At 56.1% G+C, this 24,414-nt stretch carries 21 protein-coding genes; all 21 read right to left on the bottom strand.

Annotated elements, in window-relative coordinates; all coding sequences use genetic code 11:
* Positions 1 to 7 precede the first annotated feature (7 nt).
* The 21 genes from secM to leuO all read right to left on the bottom strand — a co-directional run bounded on the left by secM (position 8) and on the right by leuO (position 24,117).
* On the bottom strand, positions 8 to 505 hold the full coding sequence (secM, locus tag EAE_RS11510) for a secA translation cis-regulator SecM (RefSeq protein ID WP_015368240.1): 498 nt from the start codon (positions 503 to 505) through the stop codon (positions 8 to 10).
* 322 nt (positions 506 to 827) lie between these two features.
* A complete protein-coding gene (lpxC, locus tag EAE_RS11505; RefSeq protein WP_015368241.1) occupies positions 828 to 1,745 on the bottom strand; it encodes a UDP-3-O-acyl-N-acetylglucosamine deacetylase in 918 nt (305 codons plus the stop codon).
* A gap of 100 nt (positions 1,746 to 1,845) precedes the next feature.
* A complete protein-coding gene (ftsZ, locus tag EAE_RS11500) occupies positions 1,846 to 2,997 on the bottom strand; it encodes a cell division protein FtsZ (protein ID WP_004857884.1) in 1,152 nt (383 codons plus the stop codon).
* Between the two features lie 62 nt (positions 2,998 to 3,059).
* On the bottom strand, positions 3,060 to 4,322 hold the full coding sequence (gene ftsA, locus EAE_RS11495; RefSeq protein WP_002888625.1) for a cell division protein FtsA: 1,263 nt from the start codon (positions 4,320 to 4,322) through the stop codon (positions 3,060 to 3,062).
* Positions 4,319 to 5,152 (bottom strand): cell division protein FtsQ, encoded by an 834-nt coding sequence (gene ftsQ / locus EAE_RS11490; RefSeq protein WP_015368242.1) that lies wholly within the window; start codon positions 5,150 to 5,152, stop codon positions 4,319 to 4,321. Before ftsQ ends, ftsA begins: the two co-directional genes overlap by 4 nt.
* Before the next feature lies 1 nt (position 5,153).
* Positions 5,154 to 6,074: a D-alanine--D-alanine ligase gene (locus EAE_RS11485; RefSeq protein ID WP_015704403.1), complete on the bottom strand. Its 921-nt coding sequence runs from the start codon at positions 6,072 to 6,074 to the stop codon at positions 5,154 to 5,156.
* Positions 6,067 to 7,542, bottom strand: a complete 1,476-nt coding sequence (gene murC, locus EAE_RS11480) for a UDP-N-acetylmuramate--L-alanine ligase (RefSeq protein WP_015704402.1) — start codon at positions 7,540 to 7,542, stop codon at positions 6,067 to 6,069. The genes EAE_RS11485 and murC overlap by 8 nt, the downstream gene beginning before the upstream one ends.
* A gap of 47 nt (positions 7,543 to 7,589) precedes the next feature.
* Complete coding sequence (gene murG, locus EAE_RS11475; protein ID WP_015368246.1) at positions 7,590 to 8,660, bottom strand: undecaprenyldiphospho-muramoylpentapeptide beta-N-acetylglucosaminyltransferase; 1,071 nt, start codon at positions 8,658 to 8,660, stop codon at positions 7,590 to 7,592.
* Entirely contained in the window at positions 8,657 to 9,931 is a 1,275-nt protein-coding gene (gene ftsW, locus EAE_RS11470) for a cell division protein FtsW (protein ID WP_015368247.1), read from the bottom strand. Before ftsW ends, murG begins: the two co-directional genes overlap by 4 nt.
* Complete coding sequence (gene murD / locus EAE_RS11465) at positions 9,931 to 11,247, bottom strand: UDP-N-acetylmuramoyl-L-alanine--D-glutamate ligase (RefSeq protein WP_015704401.1); 1,317 nt, start codon at positions 11,245 to 11,247, stop codon at positions 9,931 to 9,933. The genes ftsW and murD overlap by 1 nt, the downstream gene beginning before the upstream one ends.
* A gap of 2 nt (positions 11,248 to 11,249) precedes the next feature.
* Positions 11,250 to 12,332: a phospho-N-acetylmuramoyl-pentapeptide-transferase gene (gene mraY, locus EAE_RS11460; protein WP_004204335.1), complete on the bottom strand. Its 1,083-nt coding sequence runs from the start codon at positions 12,330 to 12,332 to the stop codon at positions 11,250 to 11,252.
* Complete coding sequence (gene murF, locus EAE_RS11455) at positions 12,326 to 13,684, bottom strand: UDP-N-acetylmuramoyl-tripeptide--D-alanyl-D-alanine ligase (RefSeq protein ID WP_015704400.1); 1,359 nt, start codon at positions 13,682 to 13,684, stop codon at positions 12,326 to 12,328. The genes mraY and murF overlap by 7 nt, the downstream gene beginning before the upstream one ends.
* Positions 13,681 to 15,168, bottom strand: a complete 1,488-nt coding sequence (murE, locus tag EAE_RS11450; RefSeq protein ID WP_015704399.1) for a UDP-N-acetylmuramoyl-L-alanyl-D-glutamate--2,6-diaminopimelate ligase — start codon at positions 15,166 to 15,168, stop codon at positions 13,681 to 13,683. The genes murF and murE overlap by 4 nt, the downstream gene beginning before the upstream one ends.
* Positions 15,155 to 16,921 (bottom strand): peptidoglycan glycosyltransferase FtsI, encoded by a 1,767-nt coding sequence (locus tag EAE_RS11445; protein WP_015368251.1) that lies wholly within the window; start codon positions 16,919 to 16,921, stop codon positions 15,155 to 15,157. The genes murE and EAE_RS11445 overlap by 14 nt, the downstream gene beginning before the upstream one ends.
* 15 nt (positions 16,922 to 16,936) lie before the next feature.
* Positions 16,937 to 17,302: a cell division protein FtsL gene (gene ftsL / locus EAE_RS11440; RefSeq protein ID WP_015704398.1), complete on the bottom strand. Its 366-nt coding sequence runs from the start codon at positions 17,300 to 17,302 to the stop codon at positions 16,937 to 16,939.
* Positions 17,299 to 18,240: a 16S rRNA (cytosine(1402)-N(4))-methyltransferase RsmH gene (rsmH, locus tag EAE_RS11435; protein ID WP_015368254.1), complete on the bottom strand. Its 942-nt coding sequence runs from the start codon at positions 18,238 to 18,240 to the stop codon at positions 17,299 to 17,301. Before rsmH ends, ftsL begins: the two co-directional genes overlap by 4 nt.
* A 1-nt stretch (position 18,241) precedes the next feature.
* Positions 18,242 to 18,700, bottom strand: a complete 459-nt coding sequence (mraZ, locus tag EAE_RS11430; RefSeq protein ID WP_015368255.1) for a division/cell wall cluster transcriptional repressor MraZ — start codon at positions 18,698 to 18,700, stop codon at positions 18,242 to 18,244.
* A 638-nt stretch (positions 18,701 to 19,338) separates the two neighbouring features.
* On the bottom strand, positions 19,339 to 20,343 hold the full coding sequence (gene cra / locus EAE_RS11425; protein WP_015704397.1) for a catabolite repressor/activator: 1,005 nt from the start codon (positions 20,341 to 20,343) through the stop codon (positions 19,339 to 19,341).
* Between the two features lie 197 nt (positions 20,344 to 20,540).
* Positions 20,541 to 21,032 (bottom strand): acetolactate synthase small subunit, encoded by a 492-nt coding sequence (gene ilvN / locus EAE_RS11420; protein ID WP_015368257.1) that lies wholly within the window; start codon positions 21,030 to 21,032, stop codon positions 20,541 to 20,543.
* 2 nt (positions 21,033 to 21,034) lie between these two features.
* Positions 21,035 to 22,759 carry an acetolactate synthase 3 large subunit gene (gene ilvI / locus EAE_RS11415; protein ID WP_015704396.1) on the bottom strand — a complete coding sequence of 575 codons (1,725 nt, stop codon included), beginning with the start codon at positions 22,757 to 22,759 and terminating at the stop codon, positions 21,035 to 21,037.
* A 389-nt stretch (positions 22,760 to 23,148) separates the two neighbouring features.
* Complete coding sequence (leuO, locus tag EAE_RS11410; RefSeq protein ID WP_015704394.1) at positions 23,149 to 24,117, bottom strand: transcriptional regulator LeuO; 969 nt, start codon at positions 24,115 to 24,117, stop codon at positions 23,149 to 23,151.
* Between the last annotated feature and the right edge of the window lie 297 nt (positions 24,118 to 24,414).

The following is a 24,414-nucleotide window of genomic DNA, read 5'->3' as shown; positions in this document are numbered from 1 at the left end:
TTTATTTTCAGCTGAGACGTTGAGGCCCTGCGCGGATCCCCGCTACCTGGCTTATCCAGGCGCTGACGCGGAAGGCAGAATAAGAGGAAGGGATATAAGCCGCCTGGCGGATAACCACCGGCGGTTTGCTGTCCTGGGTCAGCAGCGCGCTGAGCGTATCGAGCAGGGCCAGATGCTGGGCCTGCAGCGGCGATGATTCTTCCGCCACCGGCAAAGCCTGCGGCGCCATCGCAAACGACAGATGGCGAATGACGGTGCGAATCGCATGCTGATGCCAGTAGTCGACGGTAAAGTTCGGCCGACGATTGGCCTCCAGCAGCGCCAGCTGGGAGAAGTTAACTTTATTCGGATTATGGTTGCTGGCCGTAGCTTTCGCCGGCGTAGTGGTTTCGTGGCTGTTGTTAAGCGCAGGCAGGCCGAGGCTAGCCGCGACCATCCCCAACAGGAGATGCGGCCAAAAATACCGTCTGCCAAACTGTCGCCAACGCGTCAGCAATCCACTCACTTTCTTTACCTTTAGTTGGTATTCCTGCGTCCTTTCAGGCGGTCCATTTTATTGGCGGTCTTCGCAGTACAGCCTGAAATCGACAGGATAAAGCAACCCAGAGAAAAATTTTGCGCCCAAATACTAACATTAATACCGCGCCGAGACAGCAGGAATGAACGCTAATGCTGCGGGAAAACGCTTAATAAAGCAGCGAACGCGCACATATTATTGCCAGCGAAACACAGTGAAAAGCGGTTTAGGGAGGCTAAAAAGAAAAACGACTGGTTCCCTGGACGGAGAGAGTACCAGGTTACCAGTCGAATTTACTGAATGGTCAGGCTTACGCCAGAACCATTGACGGTGCGCGGAATGCCAGCGGCAGTTTTGCGTCGTCTTCGAAGGTCACATACTCCCAGGCTTCCTGTTTTGCCAGAACAGCCTGTAGCAGTTTGTTATTTAACGCGTGACCGGATTTGAACGCCGTGAATGCGCCGATAATGTTGTGACCACACATAAACAGGTCACCGATCGCATCCAGCATTTTGTGGCGAACAAATTCATCTTCAAAGCGCAGACCGTCTTCGTTCAGTACGCGATAATCGTCAACAACGATGGCACAATCGAAGCTGCCGCCCAGGCACAGGCCACGGGACTGCAGATATTCGATATCACGCATGAAACCGAAAGTACGAGCACGGCTAATCTGACGCATGAACGCATCGGCCGAGAAGTTCAGCGCATAGCGTTGGGTGCTGGAGTCGATAGCCGGATGGTTAAAGTCGATGGTAAAGTCCAACGAAAAACCATTATACGGCTTAAATTCAGCCCATTTGTCGCCATCTTCAACGCGAACCGTCTCTTTGATACGCACAAATTTCTTGGCGCTGTTCAGTTCATCGATGCCGGCATCCAGCAACAGATAAACGAACGGAGCGGCGCTACCGTCCATAATCGGGATTTCCGGCGCATCGACTTCAACAATAATGTTGTCGATGCCCAGGCCAGCCAGTGCGGCATTTAAGTGCTCGACTGTAGAAATCCGCACGTCATGCTCGTTCACCAGGCAAGTACAGAGCATGGTATCACGCACAGATTTGGCATCAGCCGGAAAATCAACCGGTGGATTCAAGTCGGTGCGACGATAGATGACCCCGGTATTTGCCGGCGCAGGGCGTAAAGTCAGCGTGACTTTCTTGCCGGTATGCAAACCGACACCAGTCGCCTGAACAATACGTTTAAGAGTCCTTTGTTTGATCATCGTATAATCTCGCCAAGTTACCTATCCAACCGAAGTGTACTATACATTCGGCAGGGCAGTTTAGCACAAAGAGCGCAGATGCCCAACTTCCAGCCAATTCTTAATCGGCTTGCTTACGCAGGAAAGCTGGAATATCCAGATAATCCGGCTCTTTCGCGGTTTGCGGCGTATTGTCGTTCACCACTTTCGCGACCGGTTTCTGCTCTTGAGTTAATGGAGCCATACCGTGCTGCTGGTAGCGATCCATTACCGGCTGCTGTACCTGTTTGTTGGTCACCAGGGTAATTTCCGGACGCTTGTCCATACCGATACCGGTCGCAACAACGGTTACGCGCAGCTCGTCGTTCATATCCGGGTCCAGAGAGGTACCGATAACCACGGTCGCGTTATCCGAAGCAAAGGCGCGGATAGTGTTACCAACGGTTTCGAACTCATCCAGACGCAGGTCGAAGCCAGCGGTGATGTTGACCAGAACGCCACGCGCGCCGGACAGATCGATATCTTCCAGCAGCGGAGAAGAGATAGCCATTTCAGCCGCTTCTTCCGCACGGTCTTCACCGCTCGCCACGCCGGAGCCCATCATTGCGTAGCCCATTTCCGACATCACGGTACGAACGTCCGCGAAGTCGACGTTCATCAGACCTGGACGGGTAATCAGTTCGGCAATACCCTGCACCGCGCCTTTCAGTACGTCGTTTGCCGCGCCAAAAGCGTCGAGCAGAGAGATACCGCGACCCAGTACTTTCAGCAGCTTGTCGTTCGGGATGGTGATCAGTGAGTCAACGTGCTTGGACAGCTCGGTGATCCCCTGCTCAGCAAACGCCATGCGCTTCTTGCCTTCGAAATTAAATGGCTTAGTGACGACCGCAACGGTCAGGATACCCAGATCCTTCGCCACTTCCGCGACCACTGGCGCCGCACCGGTACCGGTACCGCCGCCCATACCCGCCGCGATAAAGACCATGTCCGCGCCATCAAGCGCAGCGCGCAGCGCTTCACGGTCTTCGTCAGCCGCATTACGGCCAACTTCCGGGTTCGCGCCTGCACCCAGACCTTTGGTAATACCGCTACCGATCTGGATAGTCTGGCCAACAGCCGTTTTACGCAGCGCCTGCGCATCGGTGTTCACCGCGAAGAATTCAACACCCTCAATGCGCTCGCGCACCATGTGTTCAACGGCATTACCGCCGCCGCCACCGACGCCGATGACTTTAATCACCGCGTCGTTGGTCAGTTCCATAGGTTCAAACATAGTTTCTCTCCGTCTTGTGCCTGTCGCCTGAGAACGCTAATTGTCTGCGTTCTCTTAAAAAATTAAAACTCTTTTCGCAGCCAGCTGTTGAGTCGCTTAATCCACGAGCCCACTGACGCCGTCACGCGTTTTTCGACTTCTGCTTCACCACTGAGATGTGACTCTTTTCCGTAGTGCAGCAGCCCAACCGCCGTCGAATAATACGGCTCCTGAGCGTAATCCGTTAAACCGGTAATGTTCAGCGGCGCGCCAATGCGCACCTGCGTATGGAACACGCGCTGCGCGCAGGCCGCCAGGCCTTCGATTTGCGCGGCGCCGCCGGTTAAAACAATCCCCGCCGCCAGATGGTGTTTGACCCCTTGCTGACGGAGCTGTTCCTGCAGCTGCAGGATTTCTTCATTAACCAGATTGAGCAGTTCGGTATAACGCGGTTCAATCACCTCCGCCAGCGTCTGACGCTGCAGGCTACGCGGCGGACGTCCGCCCACGCTCGGTACTTCCACGTTTTCGTCTTTACCGACGATTGAACCTAATGCGCAACCGTGACGAACCTTGATGGCTTCGGCGTCGCTCGGCGGCGTACCGAAGGCATAGGCGATGTCGCTGGTCACCACGTTGCCCGCGTAAGGGATCACTTTGGTGTGACGCAGCGCGCCGCCGGTATACACGGCGATATCCATTGTACCACCGCCGATGTCCACTACGCAGACACCCAGCTCACGTTCGTCTTCCGTTAATACGGAATAACTGGCCGCTAAACCGGCGAAAATAAGTTGGTCAACTTTCAGACCACAACGTTCAACCGCTTTAACAATGTTTTTCGCCATATCGTTATGGCAGGTAATCAGATGTACCTTCGCCTGCATACGCACGCCGGATAACCCTACCGGGTTTTTAATACCTTCCTGGTAGTCGATGGCGTATTCCTGCGGGATGACGTGCAGTACGCGATGTTCGTCGCGTACGCGTACCGATTTCGCGGTATGAACGACGTTTTCCACGTCATCCTGCGTCACCTCTTCTTCGGAGATAGGCACCATGCCAATCTCATTTTGACAGCTAATATGCTTACCTGAAAGCGCCAGATACACTGATGAGATCTGGCAATCGGCCATCAGTTCAGCCTGGTCGATAGCGCGCTGTACGCATTTCACTACCGACTCGAGGTCATTCACCCCGCCTTTATCCATGCCGCGCGATGGGCAACTGCCCACGCCAATGATATTAATCATACCGTCGGGCAGAACTTCCCCTACTAAAGCGGCAACCTTCGCGGTGCCAATCTCCAGTCCAACTACCAGTTTTCTGTCCGTCGCCTTGATCATCGTTGTTCTGCCTGTGCCTGATTCTGTTGTTGATTATTTTCCTCTACGGGAGCAGGTACCCAACCTACCGCCGCACCCGAGTCATAGCGCAAATCAACGTAGCTTATCCGTTTGCCGTCGGTCTGTGCCTGCTGCTGAAGAACCGGGTAGAGTTCCATAAAGCGCTGAAGCCGTTTCATGGTGTCGCCGCGGCCAAGGTTGAGCTTAATATCGTTATTAAGCGTCAACTGCCAGGAGCGACGCGCGGTCATTGCCGCCACTTTCAACGTGAACTTATTCTTTGCCAGCACCTGTCCCATGTCGCGGTATCCCTGCAGCACTTCATTTTCGCTGCCTTCCGGGCCGTATAACATCGGTAAGTTCTGTTTGCTGGTACGATCCGCCGGCACGCTGAAAGAATTTCCTTCGACGTCTACCATATGTTGATCATTCCAGCGCGCAATCGGCACATATTCAACCAGATGAATCTTCAATTCATCGGGCCATTGTTTTCTTACGCTCGCCTGTTTAATCCACGGCAGGCGCTCAATTTGGCTCTGGATGATGTTGACATCCTGAGTCATAAAGGTGCCCGGCGAGCCCAACGCCAGAATAGCCTGACGGATATCATCGTTACGCGTGTAGTGACGTTCGCCGGTGACGACCATTTTCGACAACGGCAGACGCTGCGCATCTTCCATCCAACCAAGAACCATCCATCCGCTGACCAACACGGTACACAACACCGCCAGCAGGAAAACGATCCCTGCCAGCCGGGTTCCATTATTCCGACGCGAAGAAGCAATCGATTCTTCTTCCTGGTTCCGCGTATTCAGCGCCGCCTGCGACATATCACCCCGCCAGGTCCAGAATTCGTACAACAAGCTGCGAGAAGCTCATCCCCGCCTGACGGGCCGCCATCGGCACCAGACTATGGCTGGTCATCCCCGGTGAGGTGTTCGCTTCCAGCAGATAAAACTGGCCATCGCTGTCCAGCATCACATCAATACGTCCCCATCCTTTGCAACCCAGAACATTCCAGGCTTTAAGCACCAGGCTCTGGATTTCTGACTCGCGGGCGGGTTCCTCAAAACCAGGGCAGAAATATTGCGTCTCATCAGAGAGATACTTCGCCTCATAATCATAGAAGGTTCCAGCCGCCTGGATACGAATTGACGGTAAAATTTCTTCACCGACGATAGCGACGGTAAATTCCGGGCCACTGAGCCATTTCTCAATCAGAACTTCATCATCATGCTGAAAAGCCAGCGCCAATGCATCCTGCATTGCACAACTTTCGCTAACTTTCGACATGCCGACGCTGGACCCTTCGCGGCTCGGCTTGATGATAACCGGCAGCCCCAGCGCCGCAATCTGCTCAGAAACGCCAGCAGAAAGTCCTGCGTTGAACTGCGCGCGGGTCAATGCAACCCACGGCGCGACCGGTAATCCCGCTCCCTGCCACAGTAATTTACTGCGCAGCTTATCCATAGAAATAGCGGAAGCCATTACGCCGCTGCCGGTGTACGGCAGTTGAATGAGCTCCAGAAGGCCTTGCAGCGTGCCATCTTCGCCGCCGCGCCCGTGCAGGGCAATAAACGCTTTCTTAAAGCCCATGTTCTTCAACTGGGTGATATCAACGTCGCGCGGATCGACCGGGTGAGCATCCACCCCGCCTTCACGCAGCCCGGCCAACACCGCAGCGCCTGAATTCAGCGAGACTTCACGTTCAGCGGAGGTTCCGCCGAAGAGAACCGCGATTTTATCAGCCATGTCGGTCCTCCTCCGTTTTTTGCGGTACCAGTTTGATTTCAGCCAGGTGACGTGCGATTTTTCCTATGTTGCCGGCGCCCTGCACCAGCACCAGATCGTCGCCGGTCAATACCGATGCCAGCATCTCCGCGGCCTGCGCCGGATCGGAAACCAGAATCGGGTCAACTTTGCCGCGACCGCGGATCGTGCGGCACAGCGAGCGGCTATCGGCGCCTGGGATCGGCGCTTCGCCCGCCGGATACACATCCAGCATCAGCAGCGCATCAACCTGGGTCAGCACGTTGGCGAAATCATCGTACAGATCGCGAGTACGGGTATAACGGTGCGGCTGGAATACCATCACCAGATTTTTATCCGGCCAGCCGGCACGCGCCGCTTTGATAGTGGCGTCAACTTCCGTCGGATGATGGCCGTAATCGTCAATTAGCATCGCGCTACCGCTCTTGCCGTTGACTTCCGCCAGCGGATATTCGCCAAGGAAGTCGAAACGGCGGCCGGTGCCCTGGAAACTCTCCAGCGCGCGCAGAATCGCCTCGTCTTCAATGCCCTCTTCCGTCGCGACGGCAACGGCCGCGGCAGCGTTGAGCGCATTGTGGCGACCCGGCGCGTTCAGCATCACCTGCATGACCTCTTTATCCTGGCGTACCAGGCGGAAATGGCCCTGCGCGCCGACCTGACGATACTCTTCAATGCGTACGTCGGCGTCATCGCTAAAACCATAGGTGGTGATTTGGCGGCCGACGCGCGGCAGCAGTTCACGAATCACCGGGTCATCCACGCACATCACCGCGCGCCCGTAGAACGGCAGATTGTGCAGGAAGTTAATAAAGGTCTGCTTCAGGTTCTCGAAGTCGCCATGATAGGTATCCATATGATCGGCTTCGATGTTGGTCACAATGGCGACCATCGGCTGCAGATGCAGGAACGACGCATCGCTCTCATCCGCTTCCGCAATCAGGTAGCGGCTATGGCCAAGACGGGCATGTACGCCCGCCGCCTTCACCAGCCCACCGTTGACGAAGGTCGGATCGAGGCCGGCTTCGGCGTAAATGCTGGATACCATCGCAGTGGTCGTGGTTTTGCCGTGCGTACCGGCAATCGCAATCCCGTGACGGAAACGCATGAGTTCCGCCAGCATTTCCGCGCGGCGGATCACCGGAATGCGCGCTTCGTGCGCGGCGACGATTTCCGGGTTATCCGCGGAGATCGCGCTGGACACCACGACAACGCTGGCATCGCGCACGTTTTCCGGGCGATGGTTGAAATAAATGGTGGCGCCAAGCTGCGACAATTGCTGAGTTACCGGATTCGGCGCGAGATCGGAGCCGCTAATCTGGTAGCCTTCATTCGCCAACACTTCGGCAATACCGCCCATACCGGCACCGCCGATGCCGACAAAGTGAATGTGCCGGACGCGACGCATCTCGGGCACTATGGAACGCAGTTTTGCCAAATCTTGTGTATTCATTCTTTACGCCATCAACTTCTTTATTCGGGCGGTGAAAATCACCGCGATTAGCGCGCCAAAGCTACGGCGCTGACCTCTTCCGCTACCCGCTCGGTAGCATCCGGAATCGAAGCGCCACGCGCTCGTTCCGCCATATCCATCAGGGTTTCCCGATCCCAACCGGCCAGGGTGGCCGCCACAGCATCCGCCGTGAACTCGGGTTGTTCGAGAATTTTCGCCGCGCCGGCTTTTTCCAGCGGCAGCGCATTCCAGTACTGCTGACGATCTTTGTGCTGGAACGGGACGAACAATGCCGGTAAACCTGCGGCGGCGATTTCGCTGACCGTCAGCGCGCCGGAACGACAAACAACTACATCGGCCCAGGCATAGGCTGCCGCCATATCATCAATAAACTCAGTCACTTTATGCTGCGGCTGACCGGCGGCGGCGTACGCCTGGCGCACGGTATCCATGCCGCCTTTCCCGCTCTGATGCCAGATAGTCACCGCATCGCCAAGCTTCGCGGCCACCTGCGGCATAGTCTGGTTCAGTACGCGCGCGCCTTGGGAGCCGCCAACCACCAGCACGCGAATCGGCCCCTGCCGCCCCACCAGACGCTGTCCCGGCAGCGGTAGCGCGAGAACGTCAGTACGCACCGGATTCCCGACGACATCTGCATGCGGGAAGGCGCCGGGAAACGCCTGCATCACTTTCTTCGCAATCTTCGCCAGCCATTTATTGGTCAGGCCTGCAATGCCGTTTTGTTCATGCAGCACCACAGGGATCCCGAGCGACCATGCCGCCAGACCGCCAGGCCCGGAAACATAACCGCCCATGCCCAGCACCACATCCGGCTGGAAACGCTTCATGATCGCCCGCGCCTGCCGCCAGGCGTTGAAGATCCGCACCGGCGCTAACAGTTGCGCTTTTAGCCCTTTGCCACGCAGGCCGGAGATGCGGATAAAATCGATATCAATGCCGTGTTTCGGCACTAAATCCGCTTCCATACGATCGGCGGTGCCCAGCCAGCGAACCTGCCAGCCCTGGTCCATTAAATGGTGCGCGACCGCCAGCCCCGGGAACACGTGTCCGCCAGTGCCGCCCGCCATCACCATTAACCGCTTTTCCTGACCGCTCATCGAACACCCCGTGTAAACGCCTGCGCTTTCTCGAGGCGCGTTTCATAATCAATTCGCAATAAAAACATAATGGCCGTCGACATAATCAGCAGACTGGAACCACCATAACTAATCAATGGCAGGGTCAGACCTTTGGTCGGCAGCATCCCCGCCGCCGCCCCGACGTTAACCAACGCCTGGAAGCTAAACCACACGCCGATTGCACAGGCCAGGAAGCCGGAGAAGCGGTGGTCAATCTCCAGCGCTTTGCGACCAATCGACATGGCGCGAAAGGCGACGAAGAATACCATTAAAAGCGCGAGTACCACACCGATATAACCGAGTTCTTCGCCGATAATGGCGAAGATAAAGTCGGTGTGCGCTTCAGGTAAATACTCCAGTTTCTGCACCGAGTTGCCGAGGCCCTGTCCCCACATCTCGCCGCGACCAAAGGCCATCAGCGATTGGGTCAGCTGATAGCCGCTGCCAAACGGGTCTTCCCACGGGTTCCAGAAGGAAGTGACGCGGCGAATACGATACGGTTCGGCGAGGATCAGCAGCACCACCGCCGAGATCCCCATGCCGATAATGGCGATAAACTGCCAGAGCTTGGCGCCGGCCAGGAACAACATCGCCAGCGTGGTCACGAACAACACAACCACCGTACCGAGGTCAGGCTGCGCCAGCAGCAGAATCGCCAGCACAAAAATCACGCCCATCGGCTTTAAGAAGCCGCGCAGGTTGTTACGCACCTCATCCGCTTTACGCACCAGATAGTTGGCGATGTAGCAGAACAGCGATAGCTTGGTGAACTCCGCTGGCTGAATACGCAGCGGCCCGAGCGCGATCCAACGCGAGGCGCCGTTAACCGAGCTCCCCACCACCAGGACGATTAGCAGCATCACAATCGAGGCGATCAGCATCGCGGTACTGTGGCGCTGCCAGAACTCCATCGGCAGACGGAGCGTAATCATCGCCAGCGCGAAGGCCAGCACAATGTACAGACCATCACGCTTAGCAAACAGGAACGGATCGTTCGCCAGACGCTGTCCGACCGGCATTGATGCCGAGGTCACCATGATAAAACCGATCGCCGCCAGGCCGAAGGTCAGCCACAGCAGCATCCGGTCATACATGACCAGGCTATCGTTATCTTTCGGGCGCGAGCCCATCACCCAACCTTTCAGCGCGGCGAACAGCCAGGCAAAAATAAACATCCCCGGCAGTCGCGGCAGCTTCAACCGGGGCAGGCCCAGCTGTGGCATTTTCAGGCGTGGGAGAGAGAAACGCATCAACCTAACTCCTTCGCCAGACGGGTAAAGACATCACCCCGTTGTTCAAAGTTTTTAAACTGGTCCAGGCTCGCGCAGGCTGGCGACAGTAAGACCATATCGCCTGATTTGACCTGCGAAGCGATCTGCCGCATCGCCTGTTCCATGGTTTCGGTTTGCACCGCGATTTCCGGACGCAGCGCCGCCAGTTGAGCGCCGTCGCGGCCGAAGCAGTACAGACGAACGTTATCGCCGCCAAGATAGCGTTTCAGCGGCGTGAAGTCGGCGGATTTACCGTCGCCGCCCAACAGCAGATACAGCGTGCCGTCGAGATGCAGGCCGTTCAGCGCCGCCTCGGTACTGCCGACGTTGGTCGCCTTGGAGTCATTGATCCAACGCACGCCGTTATGCTCCAGCGCCAGCTGGAAACGGTGGGCCAGGCCGGTGAAGGTGGTCAGCGCCTTCAGGCTACTGGCGCGCGGCAAGCCCGCGGCATCCGCCAGCGCCAGCGCCGCCAGGGCATTGCTGTAGTTGTGCTGACCGCTGATGGTCATTTCCTTCACGTTCAGCACTTTCTCACCCTTCACCCGCAGCCAGGTTTCGCCCTGCTGGCGGTTAAGGTGATAGTCGCCAACATCGACGCCGAAGCTGACGCAGCGTTCGTCAGCGCCGCGTACCGGCATAGTCAGCGCGTCATCGGCATTCACCACGCAGGTTTTAGCATTTTCATAGACCCGCAGTTTCGCCGCGCGATACTGCTGCAGCCCCAGCGGATAGCGGTCCATATGGTCCTCAGTCACGTTGAGGATGGTTGCCGCGACGGCTTTCAGGCTGGAGGTCGTCTCCAGCTGGAAGCTGGAAAGTTCAAGCACGTACAGTTCGCGCGCCGGATCCAGCAGCATCAGCGCCGGCAGGCCGATATTGCCGCCAACGCCGACGTTCACGCCCGCCGCCTTCGCCATCTCGCCCACCAGGGTAGTGACGGTGCTTTTTCCGTTAGAGCCGGTAATGGCGATAATCGGCGCCTGCGCCTCGCGGCAAAACAGCTCGATATCGCCGACGATTTCCACGCCAGCGTCGGCCGCGGCGCTCAGTGAAGGGTGCGCAAGGGCAATCCCGGGGCTTGCGACGATCAGATCCGCCGCCAGCAGCCAATCGTCGTTAAGACCGCCCACGTGGCGCTCAACGGCTTCCGGCAGCTTATCAAGCCCGGCTGGGGCGACGCGGGTATCCATCACGCGCGGGGTTACGCCGCGCGCCATGAAAAAGTCCACGCATGACAGGCCGGTCATACCCAGCCCAATAATGACGACTTTTTTACCCTGATAATCTGCCATGATTAACGTACCTTCAGCGTCGCCAGGCCAATCAGCACCAGCATCAGCGAAATAATCCAGAAGCGCACGATAACGCGCGGTTCCGGCCAGCCTTTCAGTTCATAGTGGTGGTGAATCGGCGCCATACGGAAGATGCGCTGGCCGCGCAGCTTGAACGAGCCGACCTGCAGGATAACCGACAGGGTTTCCACGACGAAAACGCCGCCCATAATCACCAGCAGGAATTCCTGGCGCAGCAGTACGGCGATAATGCCCAGCGCGCCGCCGAGCGCCAGCGAACCGACGTCCCCCATAAAGACCTGCGCCGGGTAGGTGTTGAACCACAGGAAACCCAGGCCCGCGCCGACAATCGCCGTGCAGACGATAACCAGCTCGCCGGCGTGACGCAGATAAGGAATATGCAGGTAGTTGGCGAAGTTCATGTTCCCGGTGGCCCACGCCACCAGCGCAAAGCCGGCGGCGACGAAGACGGTCGGCATAATCGCCAGGCCGTCGAGGCCGTCGGTCAGGTTGACCGCATTGCCGGTGCCGACGATGACGAAGTAAGCCAGCAGGATGTAAAACAGTCCCAGCTGCGGCATCACGTCTTTAAAGAACGGCACTACCAGCTCGGTCGCCGGGGTGTCTTTCCCCGCCAGATACAGCGCGAACGCTACGCCCAGCGCAATCACCGACATCCAGAAATACTTCCAGCGGGCAATCAGGCCCTTGGTGTCTTTGCGCACGACTTTACGGTAATCATCGACAAACCCGATGATGCCGTAGCCGATTAATACCGTCAGCACGCACCAGACGTATGGATTGGACGGATAAGCCCACAGCAGGACGGAAACGGTAATCGCGGTGAGGATCATGATCCCGCCCATGGTTGGGGTACCGCGTTTGCTGAAGTGGGACTCCGGGCCGTCGTTACGAACGACCTGACCAAAGGACAGTTTTTGCAGACGGGCGATCATGCGCGGGCCCATCCACAGAGAGATGAACAGCGCGGTCAGCAGGCTGACGATGGCGCGAAACGTCAGATAGGAAAAGACGTTAAAGCCGGAATAATATTTGACCAGATGTTCGGCCAGCCATACTAACATGTCGCAATCTCCTGTAATGCGCGTACTACCTCTTCCATAGCGGCACTACGTGAACCCTTCACTAAAATGGTCATGATTTTATGCTCTGCCAGCAGCTCGCGCAGGCGAGCTACCACGGCGGCTTTATCGTTAAAATGTTCGCCCACGCCGCTGGCGCTGCTGATATCCGCGCTCAGGGAACCGACGCTGAGGACGCAATCCAGCCCCGCCGCTTTCGCCGCTTCGCCCACTTCGCGATGACAGGCCGCGCTTTCCGCGCCGAGCTCCGCCATATCGCCGACCACCATCGCCCGGAAGCCCGGCATTTCCGCCAGCACCTGTACCGCGGCGGTCATCGAACCGACGTTGGCGTTGTAGGAGTCATCCAGCAACAGCTGGTTTTCCGCCAGTTGAATCGGGAACAGACGTCCCGGCACCGCTTGCAGCTGCGCCAGCCCGGTTTTCACCGCGGCCATATCGGCGCCGACCGCCATCGCCAGCGATGTTGCCGCCAGCGCGTTAGCGATGTTATGGCGCCCCGGCAGCGGCAGCAGTACGTCGATGTTGCCGAACGGGGTCTGCAGCGTAAATTCGGTACCATGACTGGTGATATGCACGTTGGTCGCCGTGAAGTCGCTGTTCGCCGCGTTCGGCGAGAAGCGCCACACTTTGCGATCGCCAATCACGCTCTGCCAGTTCAGCCAGTCATTGTTGTCGGCATTCAAAATCGCGATGCCGTTTTGCGGCAGACCGGTAAAGATTTCGCCCTTCGCCTTAGCCACGCCCGCCAGCGAGCCGAACCCTTCGAGGTGCGCGGCGGCGAGGTTGTTGACCAGCGCTGCTTCCGGACGCGTCAGGCTGACGGTCCAGGCGATTTCGCCCTGATGGTTGGCGCCGAGTTCAATCACCGCATACTGGTGATCTTTATTCAGACGCAGCAACGTCATCGGAACCCCGATATCGTTGTTCAGATTACCGGCGGTATACAGCGTGTTGCCGCACTGACTGAGGATCGCCGCGGTCATCTCTTTCACCGAGGTCTTACCGGACGAACCGGTGAGCGCAACGACGCGGGTCGGCACCTGCTGACGCACCCAGGCCGCTAACTCGCCGAAAGCCAGACGGGTATCTTTCACCACCACCTGCGGTAAATCGCAGGCCAGCGGGCGGCTAACCAGCAGCGCGCCTGCGCCCGCCGCTTTCGCTTGTTCGGCAAAATCATGCGCGTCGAATCGCTCGCCCTTCAGCGCCACAAACAGGCAACCTGCCGTGACTTTGCGGGTATCGGACGTCACGTCATCGATAGCGATATCGCTACCCTGCAGTTCGCCGCGGGTGATCTCGGCGAGCTGGCTTAATGTAAAGCGAATCATGCTACCGCTCCCAGCAGACGCGCAACGGTAACGCGGTCGGAATAATCCAGACGGCGGTTACCGACGATCTGATAGTCTTCGTGGCCTTTGCCCGCTACCAGCACAACGTCGTTCGCTTTCGCCTGCATCACCGCGCCGGTCACCGCTTCCGCGCGGCCTTCCATCACCTTCACCTGCCCGGCATCAAGCATGCCAGTCAGAATGTCATTGATAATCGCCCGCGGTTCTTCGGTACGTGGGTTATCGTCAGTCACGACCACGATATCGGCAAACTCTTCCGCGATAGCGCCCATCAGCGGGCGTTTACCTTTGTCGCGGTCGCCGCCGCAGCCGAAGACGCACCACAGCTTGCCGCTGCAGTGCAGACGCGCGGCCTGCAGCGCTTTTTCCAGCGCGTCAGGCGTATGGGCGTAATCAACCACCACGGTCGGTTTGCCCGGCGCGCTGAACACTTCCATACGGCCGCACACCGGCTGTAAACGCGAAGAGGTTTTCAGCAGATCCGCCAACGGATAGCCCAGCGCCAGCAGCGTCGCCAGCGCCAGCAGCAGGTTGCTGACGTTAAAGGCGCCCATCAGGCGGCTTTCGATTTCGCCCTTGCCCCAGCTCGAGTCAAACTGAATGGTCGCGCCGCTGTCGTGATAGTTGACCGCGGTCGCCTTCAGCCAGCGGCCGTGGCAGTTCGGATTGATATGATCTTCCATCGACACCGCCACCGCATCCGGCAGTTTCGCCAGCCAGCGACGCCCGACTTCATCGTCAGCGTTAACAATGGCCTGGCCGCAATGGTGGGTGGAATAGAGCAGCCATTTCGCCGCTTCGTAATGTTCCATGTCGCCATGGTAGTCGAGGTGGTCACGGCTCAGGTTGGTAAACACCGAGGCGGCAAACTGCAGCGCCGCCACGCGATGCTGAACCAGCCCGTGAGAAGAGACTTCCATCGCGCCGAAAGTCGCCCCCTGCCCTACCAGGCCGGAAAGCACGTGCTGAACATCGACCGCAGAGCCGGTGGTGTTTTCGGTCGGCACCACTTTATCCAGCAGGCCGTTACCGACGGTACCCATCACCGCGCTGGTTTCGCCGAGCAGCTTTGCCCACTGCGCCAACAGCTGCGTAGTCGTGGTTTTACCGTTAGTACCAGTGACGCCCACCAGACGCATCTGCTGCGAAGGTTGTTGGTAAAAACGCCCGGCCAGCGCGGATAACCGCTCGTTCAGTTGGCTCAGGTAGATGACCGGCACGCCGTGCATCTCGCGAACTTCGCCGTCTGCGGCCTCGCCCTGCGCCTCAGCAATAATGGCAGCAACACCTTGCGCTATCGCCTGCGGGATATAACGACGCCCGTCCGCCTGATGACCCTGTACCGCGACAAAGAGGTCGCCGGACGCCGCCACGCGGCTGTCCAGCGTCATCTCTCGCAGAATTCGCTCCGGCGCATTTGGCACCCACGGAGCGAGAAGGTCGCGCAAATTACGATCTGCCACCTGTTCCCTCGCCTTGATTAATCACAAATTCACTTTTTTCGCCCGTTGCCAGCGCATCCGGTTCGACGTTCATGGTGCGTAATACGCCGCCCATGATGGCACCGAATACCGGCGCGGAAACGGCGCCACCGTAGTATTTACCTGCCTGCGGGTCGTTGATCACCACCACCAGCGCGAAACGCGGATGGCTGGCGGGCGCAACGCCTGCGGTGTAAGCAATATATTTGTTGATGTAGCGGCCATCCGGCCCCACTTTTTTCGCCGTACCGGTTTTAATCGCGATGCGATAGCCTTTGATCGCCGCTTTCACGCCGCCGCCGCCGGGCAGCGCCACGCTTTCCATCATATGAACGACGGTACGAACCAGTGATTCCGGGAACACGCGCTCGCCCGGAACCGGTGGATCAACTTTGGTAATCGACAGCGGGCGATAGATGCCGTAGCTGCCAATCGTTGCGTAGACTCGCGCTAACTGTAACGGAGTTACCATTAGCCCGTAGCCGAAAGAAAAGGTGGCCCTCTCTATGTCAGACCACCGTTGTTTTTGAGGATATAAGCCACTGCGTTCTCCGACCAACCCCAAATTGGTCGCCTTTCCAAGCCCAAAACGTGAGTAAGTATCTACTAACGCTGAGGACGGCATCGCTAACGCCAGCTTAGAAACGCCGACGTTACTCGACTTCTGTAGCACCCCGGTCAGGGTTAATTCGCTATAGCGCGCCACGTCTTTGATTTCGTGGCCGTTAATTCGATATGGAATGGTGTTCAGCACGGTATTTTCATTGACGATGCCGCGCTGCAGCGCCGTCATCACCACCATCGGTTTGACCGTTGAACCCGGTTCGAATACGTCGGTGATGGCGCGGTTACGCATGGTATCTTTGGACGTACCCGCGAAATTATTCGGGTTGTACGACGGGCTATTCGCCATCGCCAGCACTTCACCGGTGTTGACGTCAACCAAAACGGCGGTGCCTGATTCCGCTTTGTTGAACGCCACCGCATTATTCAGTTCGCGATATACCAGCGCCTGCAGGCGCTCGTCGATGCTCAGCGCGAGGTTATGCGCCGCCTGGCTGTCGGTGGAAGAAATGTCTTCGATCACGCGACCATAGCGGTCTTTACGCACGATACGCTCGCCCGGCTGGCCGGTCAGCCACTTATCAAAGCTTTTCTCAACCCCTTCAATCCCCTGGCTATCGACGTTGGTGAAGCCAATGAGGTGAGCGGTTACTTCGCCTGACGGATAGTAACGGCGAGACTCCTCACGCAGATGAATCCCCGGCAGCTTCAGTTTTTTGATGTAGTCAGCCATGTCAGGGTTCACCTGACGCGCCAGATAGATAAAACGCATCCGCGGGTTGCTGTTGATGCGCGATGCCAGCTGGTCCAGCGGCATGTTCAGCGCATCGGCTAACGCTTTCCAGCGGTTATCGAGCGTCACGCCTCCGGCATCATGCAGCTCTTTCGGGTCGGCCCAGATGGCTTTTACCGGCACGCTGACCGCCAGCGGGCGGCCGGAGCGGTCGGTAATCATGCCGCGCGCGGTTGACACTTCCTGCACACGAAGGGAACGCATATCTCCCTGACGCACCAGCATATCCGGGCTCACCACCTGCAGCCACGCGACGCGGCCAAGCAGGAAGGCGAGAGCGATTAAAATACATCCGCACAGCAACGCAAAACGCCAACTAATAAAGTTGGCCTGTTCTTCCTGACGTTTTGCTTTTGGCGTTTTCGGCGCTGCTTTCATGCGTCGCAATAATCCTTATTTCTGTACCACTATATTTTCTTGTGATGGATCAACGTGTTGCATCTGCAACTTCTCTGTCGCGATCCGCTCAACCCGACTGTGATCGCCAAGGGCGTTCTCTTCGAGGATCAGGTTGCGCCATTCAATATCCAGAGCGTCACGCTCCAGAACCAATTGTTCACGCTGCGCGGTTAACAGACGGGTATGGTGCGCCGTCGTCACCACGGTCACTGCCGTTATGATGATGCAAATGAACAGGCAGAGTGGCAGCTTCCCAAACCGCAGAAGATCGTCCCCGATAACGCCAGGCAAGGCATGGCGCTCGTTGCTTCCTAACGATCCTTTAACTTTGCTTAAGGCTACTGTCACTCTGCCGATCATGCGTTCGTCCTCTCTGCGATACGCAGCACTGAACTACGGGCGCGTGGATTCTCTGCCACCTCTTCTTCGCCCGGCATCAACTTGCCTAGTGCTCGCAACTGACGGCCGCCCAGTTTCCTGAGCTGCTCTTCAGTCATCGGGATCCCTGCTGGAACCTGCGGACCGCGGCTTTGCTCACGCATAAAGCGCTTCACAATGCGGTCTTCCAGCGAATGGAAACTGATAATCGACAGCCGACCACCGGGGGCCAGCACGCCGAGCGAGCTTTTTAGCGCCTGCTCTATCTCCTCCAGTTCACTGTTCACCCAGATGCGCACCGCCTGGAAGGTACGGGTCGCGGGATGTTTGTGCTTATCTTTCACCGGCGTTGCCGCCGCGATAACTTCCGCCAGCTCTTTGGTACGGGTCATCGGCTCAATGCGGTTACGCTCAACGATCGCGCGCGCGATACGTTTACCGAAACGCTCCTCGCCAAAGGTTTTGATTACCCAGGCGATGTCGGCTTCTTCGGCGGTCTGTAACCATTCGGCGGCGGACTGACCGCGAGTCGGATCCATGCGCATGTCCAGCGGACCATCGCGCATAAAGGAGAACCCGCGTTCCGCGTCGTCCAGCTGCGGTGAAGAAACGCCAAGATCGAGAAGAATACCGTCGATCTTGCCGGTAAGATTGCGCTCGGCGACGTAGTCAGCCAGCTGCGAGAAAGGACCATGTACGATGGAAAAGCGTGGGTCATCGATGGTTTGCGCAACGGCAATAGCCGTCGGGTCGCGATCGATTGCCAGCAGGCGCCCTTCCGCCCCCAGTTGGGAGAGGATCAGACGCGAGTGACCACCGCGGCCAAAGGTTCCATCAATGTAGATACCATTTGGACGAATATTCAGGCCGTTAACGGCTTCATCCAGAAGTACCGTAGTATGTTTAAAATTTTCCATCATTTTATAAAGACAAATCCTGCAGGCGCTCCGACAGTTCACCGGTAGCGGACTGCTCAGCGTCGATATCTTCCTTGACCCGTTGATACCAGGTCGTTTCATCCCACAGTTCAAATTTATTAAACTGTCCGACCAGCATCACTTCTTTTGTCAGCCCGGCATGTTGCCGCAGCACCGGCGCGATTAGCAATCGTCCGGCGCTATCCATCTGACATTCGCTGGCATGCCCCAAAAGCAGGCGCTGTACGCGCCGCTCAACGGGATTCATGCTCGACAAACGCGACAATTTTTGCTCGATGATTTCCCATTCAGGCAAAGGATAAAGCAGCAGGCACGGGTGATGAATGTCAATGGTGCATACCATTTGACCAGAAGCATCCTCGATCAGCCCGTCGCGGTAGCGCGTCGGTACGGCCAAACGGCCTTTACTGTCGAGATTGACTAACGTTGCTCCACGGAACATGCCAGCCTCACCCCTTTTCGCCACTTTACCCCACAAATTCCCACCTAAAGGAGTTTACGGAGCGGAGGAAAAGCTTGTCAAGCCAGCACTAATGCCAACGGAGCGCAAAAACCCATTATTTACAGCCGATATTAGCCCTGATGAATAAATCACCAACAAACGAGGCAAATTAACGTTATGAATACGTGTAAGAAAATAACCAACAAACCCGTAACAGTTAAAAACGACAAAATATCTTCAGCGGGAAAATATAAAGTGTCAGTTTGCGACGCGAGCGGCATTTTAGGTCATTCTGATGTCCGTTAACAGTGCCTGTTGTGGACGGAGAAGCACTTGTGCCGCGGCCTGACGCTCTCAGCGGCGGGGAAGGTGGGATAAAGCGATTGTTAATTCAGCAATTATTACGAAGAATGTAACAAAACAATTCAAATTAATGCCGCTGCGCTTTTTCTTGCACCATTTGGATACAAGAAAAGCCTGCTCCAGAATAAAACAAAATAAGGCGTAAAGAAGTTTAGGGATTTGTCTGAAAGCGAATAGATTTACGAATCTCTACGTAAATTGTATGGAATATCGCCAGATGCTGATCCATCTGGCGAATAACCTACGAAGAATCTTAACCTTTTTTCGCAAATGAATCAGCGACGATTCAAACTTCCGCGATGATAGAGGTTACGACGTATACGACTTAAGCCCGGTTTCGGCTTACGTGGTTCATCCAGGCTTGCCAGTACAATCTCTAAAACGCGCTCGGCAACGTCGCGATGACGCTGCGCGACCGCCAGCACCGGGCACTGCAGGAAGTCGAGCAGTTCGTTATCACCGAAGGTGGCGATGGCCAGCTCAGATGGCAGTTTGCCCTCACGGCGCAGCGTGACATCCATCACCCCCTGCAGCAGCGGGAAAGAGGTGGTAAACAGCAGTTGCGGCATTGGATGCGTTTCCAGCCACCGTTCAAACAGCTGGGCCGCAGCTTCGCGTTCATAGCTGTTGGCATAGAGGAAGTTCACCTCGCGCGGGTCGTCTTTCCAGGCTGAACGGAACCCCTGCTCGCGCAGGAAGCTCACTGACAGCTCCGGCAGCGCTCCCAGATAGAGCACTCGGTCACCGGGAAATTTGCGCAGCTCGGCGGCAAGCATCTCGGCGTCGTCCTGATCGGCGCCGACGACGCTGGTAAAGTGTTCACGATCGAGCGCGCGGTCGAGCGCGACAATCGGGAAAGGATCGTTCGCCCAGCGCTGATAGAACGGGTGCTCCGGCGGCAGCGAAGTCGAAACGATAATTGCATCCACCTGACGCTGCAGCAGATGCTCAATACAGCGCATTTCGTTATCCGGCTGATCTTCCGAGCAGGCGATCAGCAACTGGTAGCCGCGCTGACGCGCCTGGCGCTCCAGATAGTTCGCAATACGGGTATAACTGGTATTTTCGAGATCCGGGATCACCAGACCGATTGAACGCGTGCGTCCTGCGCGCAGGCCAGCAGCGACCGCATTCGGGTGGTAGTTGTGCTCGCGCACCACCGCCATCACCTTCTCGACCGTTTTATCGCTGACGCGATACTGCTTCGCTTTGCCATTAATCACATAGCTCGCGGTGGTTCTTGAAACACCGGCCAGCCGGGCGATTTCATCCAGTTTCACAATTGCCCCTTGGGTAAGAAGTACAAAAAACAACCATTAAATAGACATACTCATTAGAGTATAGAGTTCCATTTTTATAACATCTAAACGCAGAATAGATAGCGCGGCAACCGCTTTCGTCCACAGTTCCTACGGAATTCGCAAAAAAATAACCCGACAGTTCGTGTCGGGCTGTTTTTACGTCAGTTTGTCAGGGGTTAGCGCATGATTTTATCGCCGCGCGACAGGCCGACTACTCCGGATCGCGCCACTTCAACAATGCGCGCGACATCGCGTAAAGAAGCCAGGAACGCATCCAGCTTATCGCTGGTTCCGGCCAACTGCACGGTATAAATAGATGGCGTGACGTCAATAATCTGCCCGCGGAAGATCTCGGTGTTGCGTTTCACCTCTTCGCGGCCATAACCGCTGGCTTGCACTTTCACCAGCATGATTTCACGTTCGACGTGGGAGCCTTGACCCAGTTCGCTGACCCGCAGCACGTCCACCAGCTTATGTAATTGCTTTTCAATCTGCTCAATGGCTTTTTCGTCGCCCACCGTCTGGATGGTCATGCGGGACAACGTCGGATCGTCGGTTGGCGCTACCGTCAGGCTTTCAATATTGTAGCCGCGCTGCGAAAAGAGGCCGATCACCCGGGATAATGCTCCCGATTCGTTCTCCAGTAATACAGATAATATCCGGCGCATAATCAGGTTCTCTCCGTTTTGCTCAACCACATTTCGTCCATGCCGCCGCCGCGGATCTGCATGGGATAAACATGCTCGCTACCATCAACCGTAACATCAACGAACACCAGACGATTATTACGCACCTGCTCCAGGGCATCCGCCAGCTTCGCTTCCAGCTCTTGCGGCTCGCTGATACGAATACCAACGTGGCCATAAGCCTCGGCGACGCGAACGAAGTCCGGCAGCGATTCCATATAGGACTGCGAATGGCGGCCAGAATAGAGCATATCCTGCCACTGCTTTACCATTCCGAGGTAGCGGTTATTCAGGTTCAGCACCAGCACCGGCAGTTCATACTGCAGGGCGGTGGAAAGCTCCTGAATGTTCATCTGGATGCTGCCATCGCCGGTCACGCAGATAACGGTTTCTTGCGGTAGCGCCATCTTCACGCCCAGTGCCGCTGGCAGGCCAAAGCCCATCGTGCCGAGGCCGCCGGAGTTAATCCAACGCCGTGGTTTATCGAATGGATAATAGAGCGCGGCGAACATCTGATGCTGTCCAACGTCGGAAGTCACGTAAGCATCACCATTGGTCAGGCGCCAGATAGCCTCAATCACCGCCTGCGGTTTGATCTTGCCGCTTTGCGTGTCGTATTGCAGACAGTGACGGGAACGCCACTGTTCGATCTGCTGCCACCAGTCGCGGATCTCATCCAGCGGTTGCTGGCTCTCTTCCTGCTCAAGCAGATCAAACATCTGGTCAAGCACCTGGCGCGCGTCGCCGACGATCGGCACATCTGCCGGGACGGTCTTGGAGATCGACGTGGGATCGATATCAATATGCAGCACCGTGGCGTTCGGGCAATACTTAGCCAAATTGTTGGTGGTACGATCGTCAAAGCGGACGCCGACTGCAAAAATAACGTCGGAATGATGCATGGTCATGTTGGCTTCATAGGTGCCATGCATCCCCAGCATGCCAAGCGCCTGCTGATGAGTCGCCGGAAAAGCGCCTAAACCCATTAATGAAGAGACCACCGGTAGCTTCAGCTTTTCGACCAGCGTACGCAGCTGTGCTTCGCACTGCGAATTGATTGCCCCGCCGCCAACGTACACGACCGGTTTTTTCGCCGCCACCAGCGTTTGCAACGCACGTTTGATCTGCCCTTTATGACCGCTGGTTGTCGGGTTATAGGAACGCATGCTGACCGCATCCGGCCAAACATAAGGCAGCTTTTTCGCCGGATTGAGAATATCCTTCGGCAAATCGACCACTACCGGCCCCGGTCGGCCGCTGGCCGCCAGCCAGAAGGCTTTCTTTAAAATCCCGGGGATATCTTCAGTCTGTTTCACGAGGAAGCTGTGTTTGACCACCGGGCGCGAGATACCGACCATATCGCACTCCTGGAAGGCATCGTAGCCAATCAGCGAGGTGGCGACCTGCCCGGAAAGAATGACCAGCGGAATAGAATCCATGTAAGCCGTTGCGATGCCGGTAATAGCGTTAGTCGCTCCCGGGCCGGAGGTCACCAGCACCACCCCGACTTCGCCGGTTGCGCGCGCCAGTCCGTCGGCCATATGCACCGCCGCCTGCTCATGGCGGACCAGCACATGGTCAATGCCGCCGAGGGTATGTAATGCATCATAGATATCGAGGACCGCGCCTCCGGGATAGCCGAATACTTGCTTGACGCCCTGATCGACAAGCGATTGGACGACCATCTCGGCTCCTGACAACATCTCCATGGTTTGCCTCCAGGCTTATTGTTTTCACGACGGCGGAAGTCATTTTCCGCGCGCGTCGTATGATGCGCCGTCAAGACAGCGCATTGAGGTGAACGACTTGCTGTGCATTAACATAACTGCTCGCCAACAGGCAGGCAATTCGCCTGAGAGCGTATAGCGCGCCTCTTAAAAGTAGAAAAGAAAGCATCTGGAGAAATATATGGAGGATTGCTTCAGGAATAACAAAATGAGATAGCCAATACTCGGGAGAAAAGGCTTATGGCAGAAAATCATCCATTTTTCACCGTCGGGTTGCGAGAACCCGCGGTGATAAACAGAATAATATTCTGCTTTTTTAAAGTTTACTCAGATAAGCTGGCGCTTTCGCCGCCGTTGGTCGATAACGTCGATTAGCGCTGACAGATATTCGCCAATAACTCTTCCATCCATTGATGGCCTTTATCACGACCGGCCGCTTCGTGCCAGGAGAGGAAGCAGGTACGGCTGTTGACCTTCAGCGGCAACGGTAAGATCTGCAAATCTAATTTATCAGCGAATTCATTGGCCAACCAACGTGGCGCTATTGCCACCATGTGGGTTTGCGACACCACGTTTAATACGCTAACCATGGCATTACCCTGATAAGCAATACAGGATTGTTTATCCACGGAGTCATACCACGGCTGGCTAAATGAAGCATAACGATCCAATGCGACGACCGCGTGCTCTTCCTGATAAATATCCGCTTCCGTTAGCGGCCCGGAAATACGCGGATGTTTACGGTTGGCCACCAGAACCATTTCATCTTTGAATAAAGGTATGCAGGCAAACTCCGGGCGACGGAACTCTTCATAACCGATAACGAATTCAATTTCCTGATAACGCAGCTGATGTTCGGTGTTTTGATGTAGCGCTGATTTAAAGACCAGATGAATATTTGGCGCGATTTCACCAACTTTATTAAATATTAGCGAGGTTAAGTAATTATCCAATGGGCTACAAACGCAGAGGTTAAATACGCGCTCACTGCTCAGCGGTTCAAAACCGGAACCCGGCAACTCATTTTGCACCAGTTGCAATGCCTGGCGTACTGAGCCGAACAGCTGATAGGCCCGCGCCGTTGGCTGAATGCCACGCCCATAGCGAACAAACAGTTCATCATTAAACATCACCTTGAGACGAGATACCGCGTTACTCACCGCCGGTTGAGACATGCCGAGAGTGTGGGCCGCACGGGTAATATTTTGTTCCTGCATCACCGCATCAAAGACGGTCAGCAGGTTGAGATCCACCATCCGCAGTTGTGGTTTGACGACTTCCTGTCCCGGGGCTGATTTATATTCAGTATTTTCAATTAACATATCTAACTCCACCGTCACGCTAAATTCCTTTTACCAAAGTGCAGTAATTAATTAAGACAATATCATTTATCATGCATATTAAATCTGCAAAAGGGCAAAATGGAATTTTAGGAATATATCAAGGTTATGAGTAGCGACGAAAAACCTCACTGGATATCACCGGAACCCGCCTAAAACATATCATTTACTTGATGATATAAAGTGTACCCATAGATCACAGGAATAAACAACACCACCAATAGTTAATTGCAATTTAAGTATTAATTAACTATCTATTTTTTACCTGATTAAAATTAACACTTCGTTATCCTTTCG

This window comes from Klebsiella aerogenes KCTC 2190, from assembly GCF_000215745.1.
In the GTDB taxonomy this organism is placed as follows: domain Bacteria; phylum Pseudomonadota; class Gammaproteobacteria; order Enterobacterales; family Enterobacteriaceae; genus Klebsiella; species Klebsiella aerogenes.
The sequence above is the reverse complement of the archived record's forward strand: the minus strand, read 5'-3'. Positions and strand labels throughout refer to the sequence as shown.

Bases quoted from the DNA above. Each gene is read 5' to 3' on its own strand.
- lpxC (WP_015368241.1), bottom strand. From the start codon at position 1,745: ATGATCAAACAAAGGACTCTTAAACGTATTGTTCAGGCGACTGGTGTC.
- ftsZ (WP_004857884.1), bottom strand. From the start codon at position 2,997: ATGTTTGAACCTATGGAACTGACCAACGACGCGGTGATTAAAGTCATC.
- ftsA (WP_002888625.1), bottom strand. From the start codon at position 4,322: ATGATCAAGGCGACGGACAGAAAACTGGTAGTTGGACTGGAGATTGGC.
- ftsQ (WP_015368242.1), bottom strand. From the start codon at position 5,152: ATGTCGCAGGCGGCGCTGAATACGCGGAACCAGGAAGAAGAATCGATT.
- EAE_RS11485 (WP_015704403.1), bottom strand. From the start codon at position 6,074: ATGGCTGATAAAATCGCGGTTCTCTTCGGCGGAACCTCCGCTGAACGT.
- murC (WP_015704402.1), bottom strand. From the start codon at position 7,542: ATGAATACACAAGATTTGGCAAAACTGCGTTCCATAGTGCCCGAGATG.
- murG (WP_015368246.1), bottom strand. From the start codon at position 8,660: ATGAGCGGTCAGGAAAAGCGGTTAATGGTGATGGCGGGCGGCACTGGC.
- ftsW (WP_015368247.1), bottom strand. From the start codon at position 9,931: ATGCGTTTCTCTCTCCCACGCCTGAAAATGCCACAGCTGGGCCTGCCC.
- murD (WP_015704401.1), bottom strand. From the start codon at position 11,247: ATGGCAGATTATCAGGGTAAAAAAGTCGTCATTATTGGGCTGGGTATG.
- mraY (WP_004204335.1), bottom strand. From the start codon at position 12,332: ATGTTAGTATGGCTGGCCGAACATCTGGTCAAATATTATTCCGGCTTT.
- murF (WP_015704400.1), bottom strand. From the start codon at position 13,684: ATGATTCGCTTTACATTAAGCCAGCTCGCCGAGATCACCCGCGGCGAA.
- EAE_RS11445 (WP_015368251.1), bottom strand. From the start codon at position 16,921: ATGAAAGCAGCGCCGAAAACGCCAAAAGCAAAACGTCAGGAAGAACAG.
- ftsL (WP_015704398.1), bottom strand. From the start codon at position 17,302: ATGATCGGCAGAGTGACAGTAGCCTTAAGCAAAGTTAAAGGATCGTTA.
- rsmH (WP_015368254.1), bottom strand. From the start codon at position 18,240: ATGATGGAAAATTTTAAACATACTACGGTACTTCTGGATGAAGCCGTT.
- mraZ (WP_015368255.1), bottom strand. From the start codon at position 18,700: ATGTTCCGTGGAGCAACGTTAGTCAATCTCGACAGTAAAGGCCGTTTG.
- ilvN (WP_015368257.1), bottom strand. From the start codon at position 21,032: ATGCGCCGGATATTATCTGTATTACTGGAGAACGAATCGGGAGCATTA.
- ilvI (WP_015704396.1), bottom strand. From the start codon at position 22,759: ATGGAGATGTTGTCAGGAGCCGAGATGGTCGTCCAATCGCTTGTCGAT.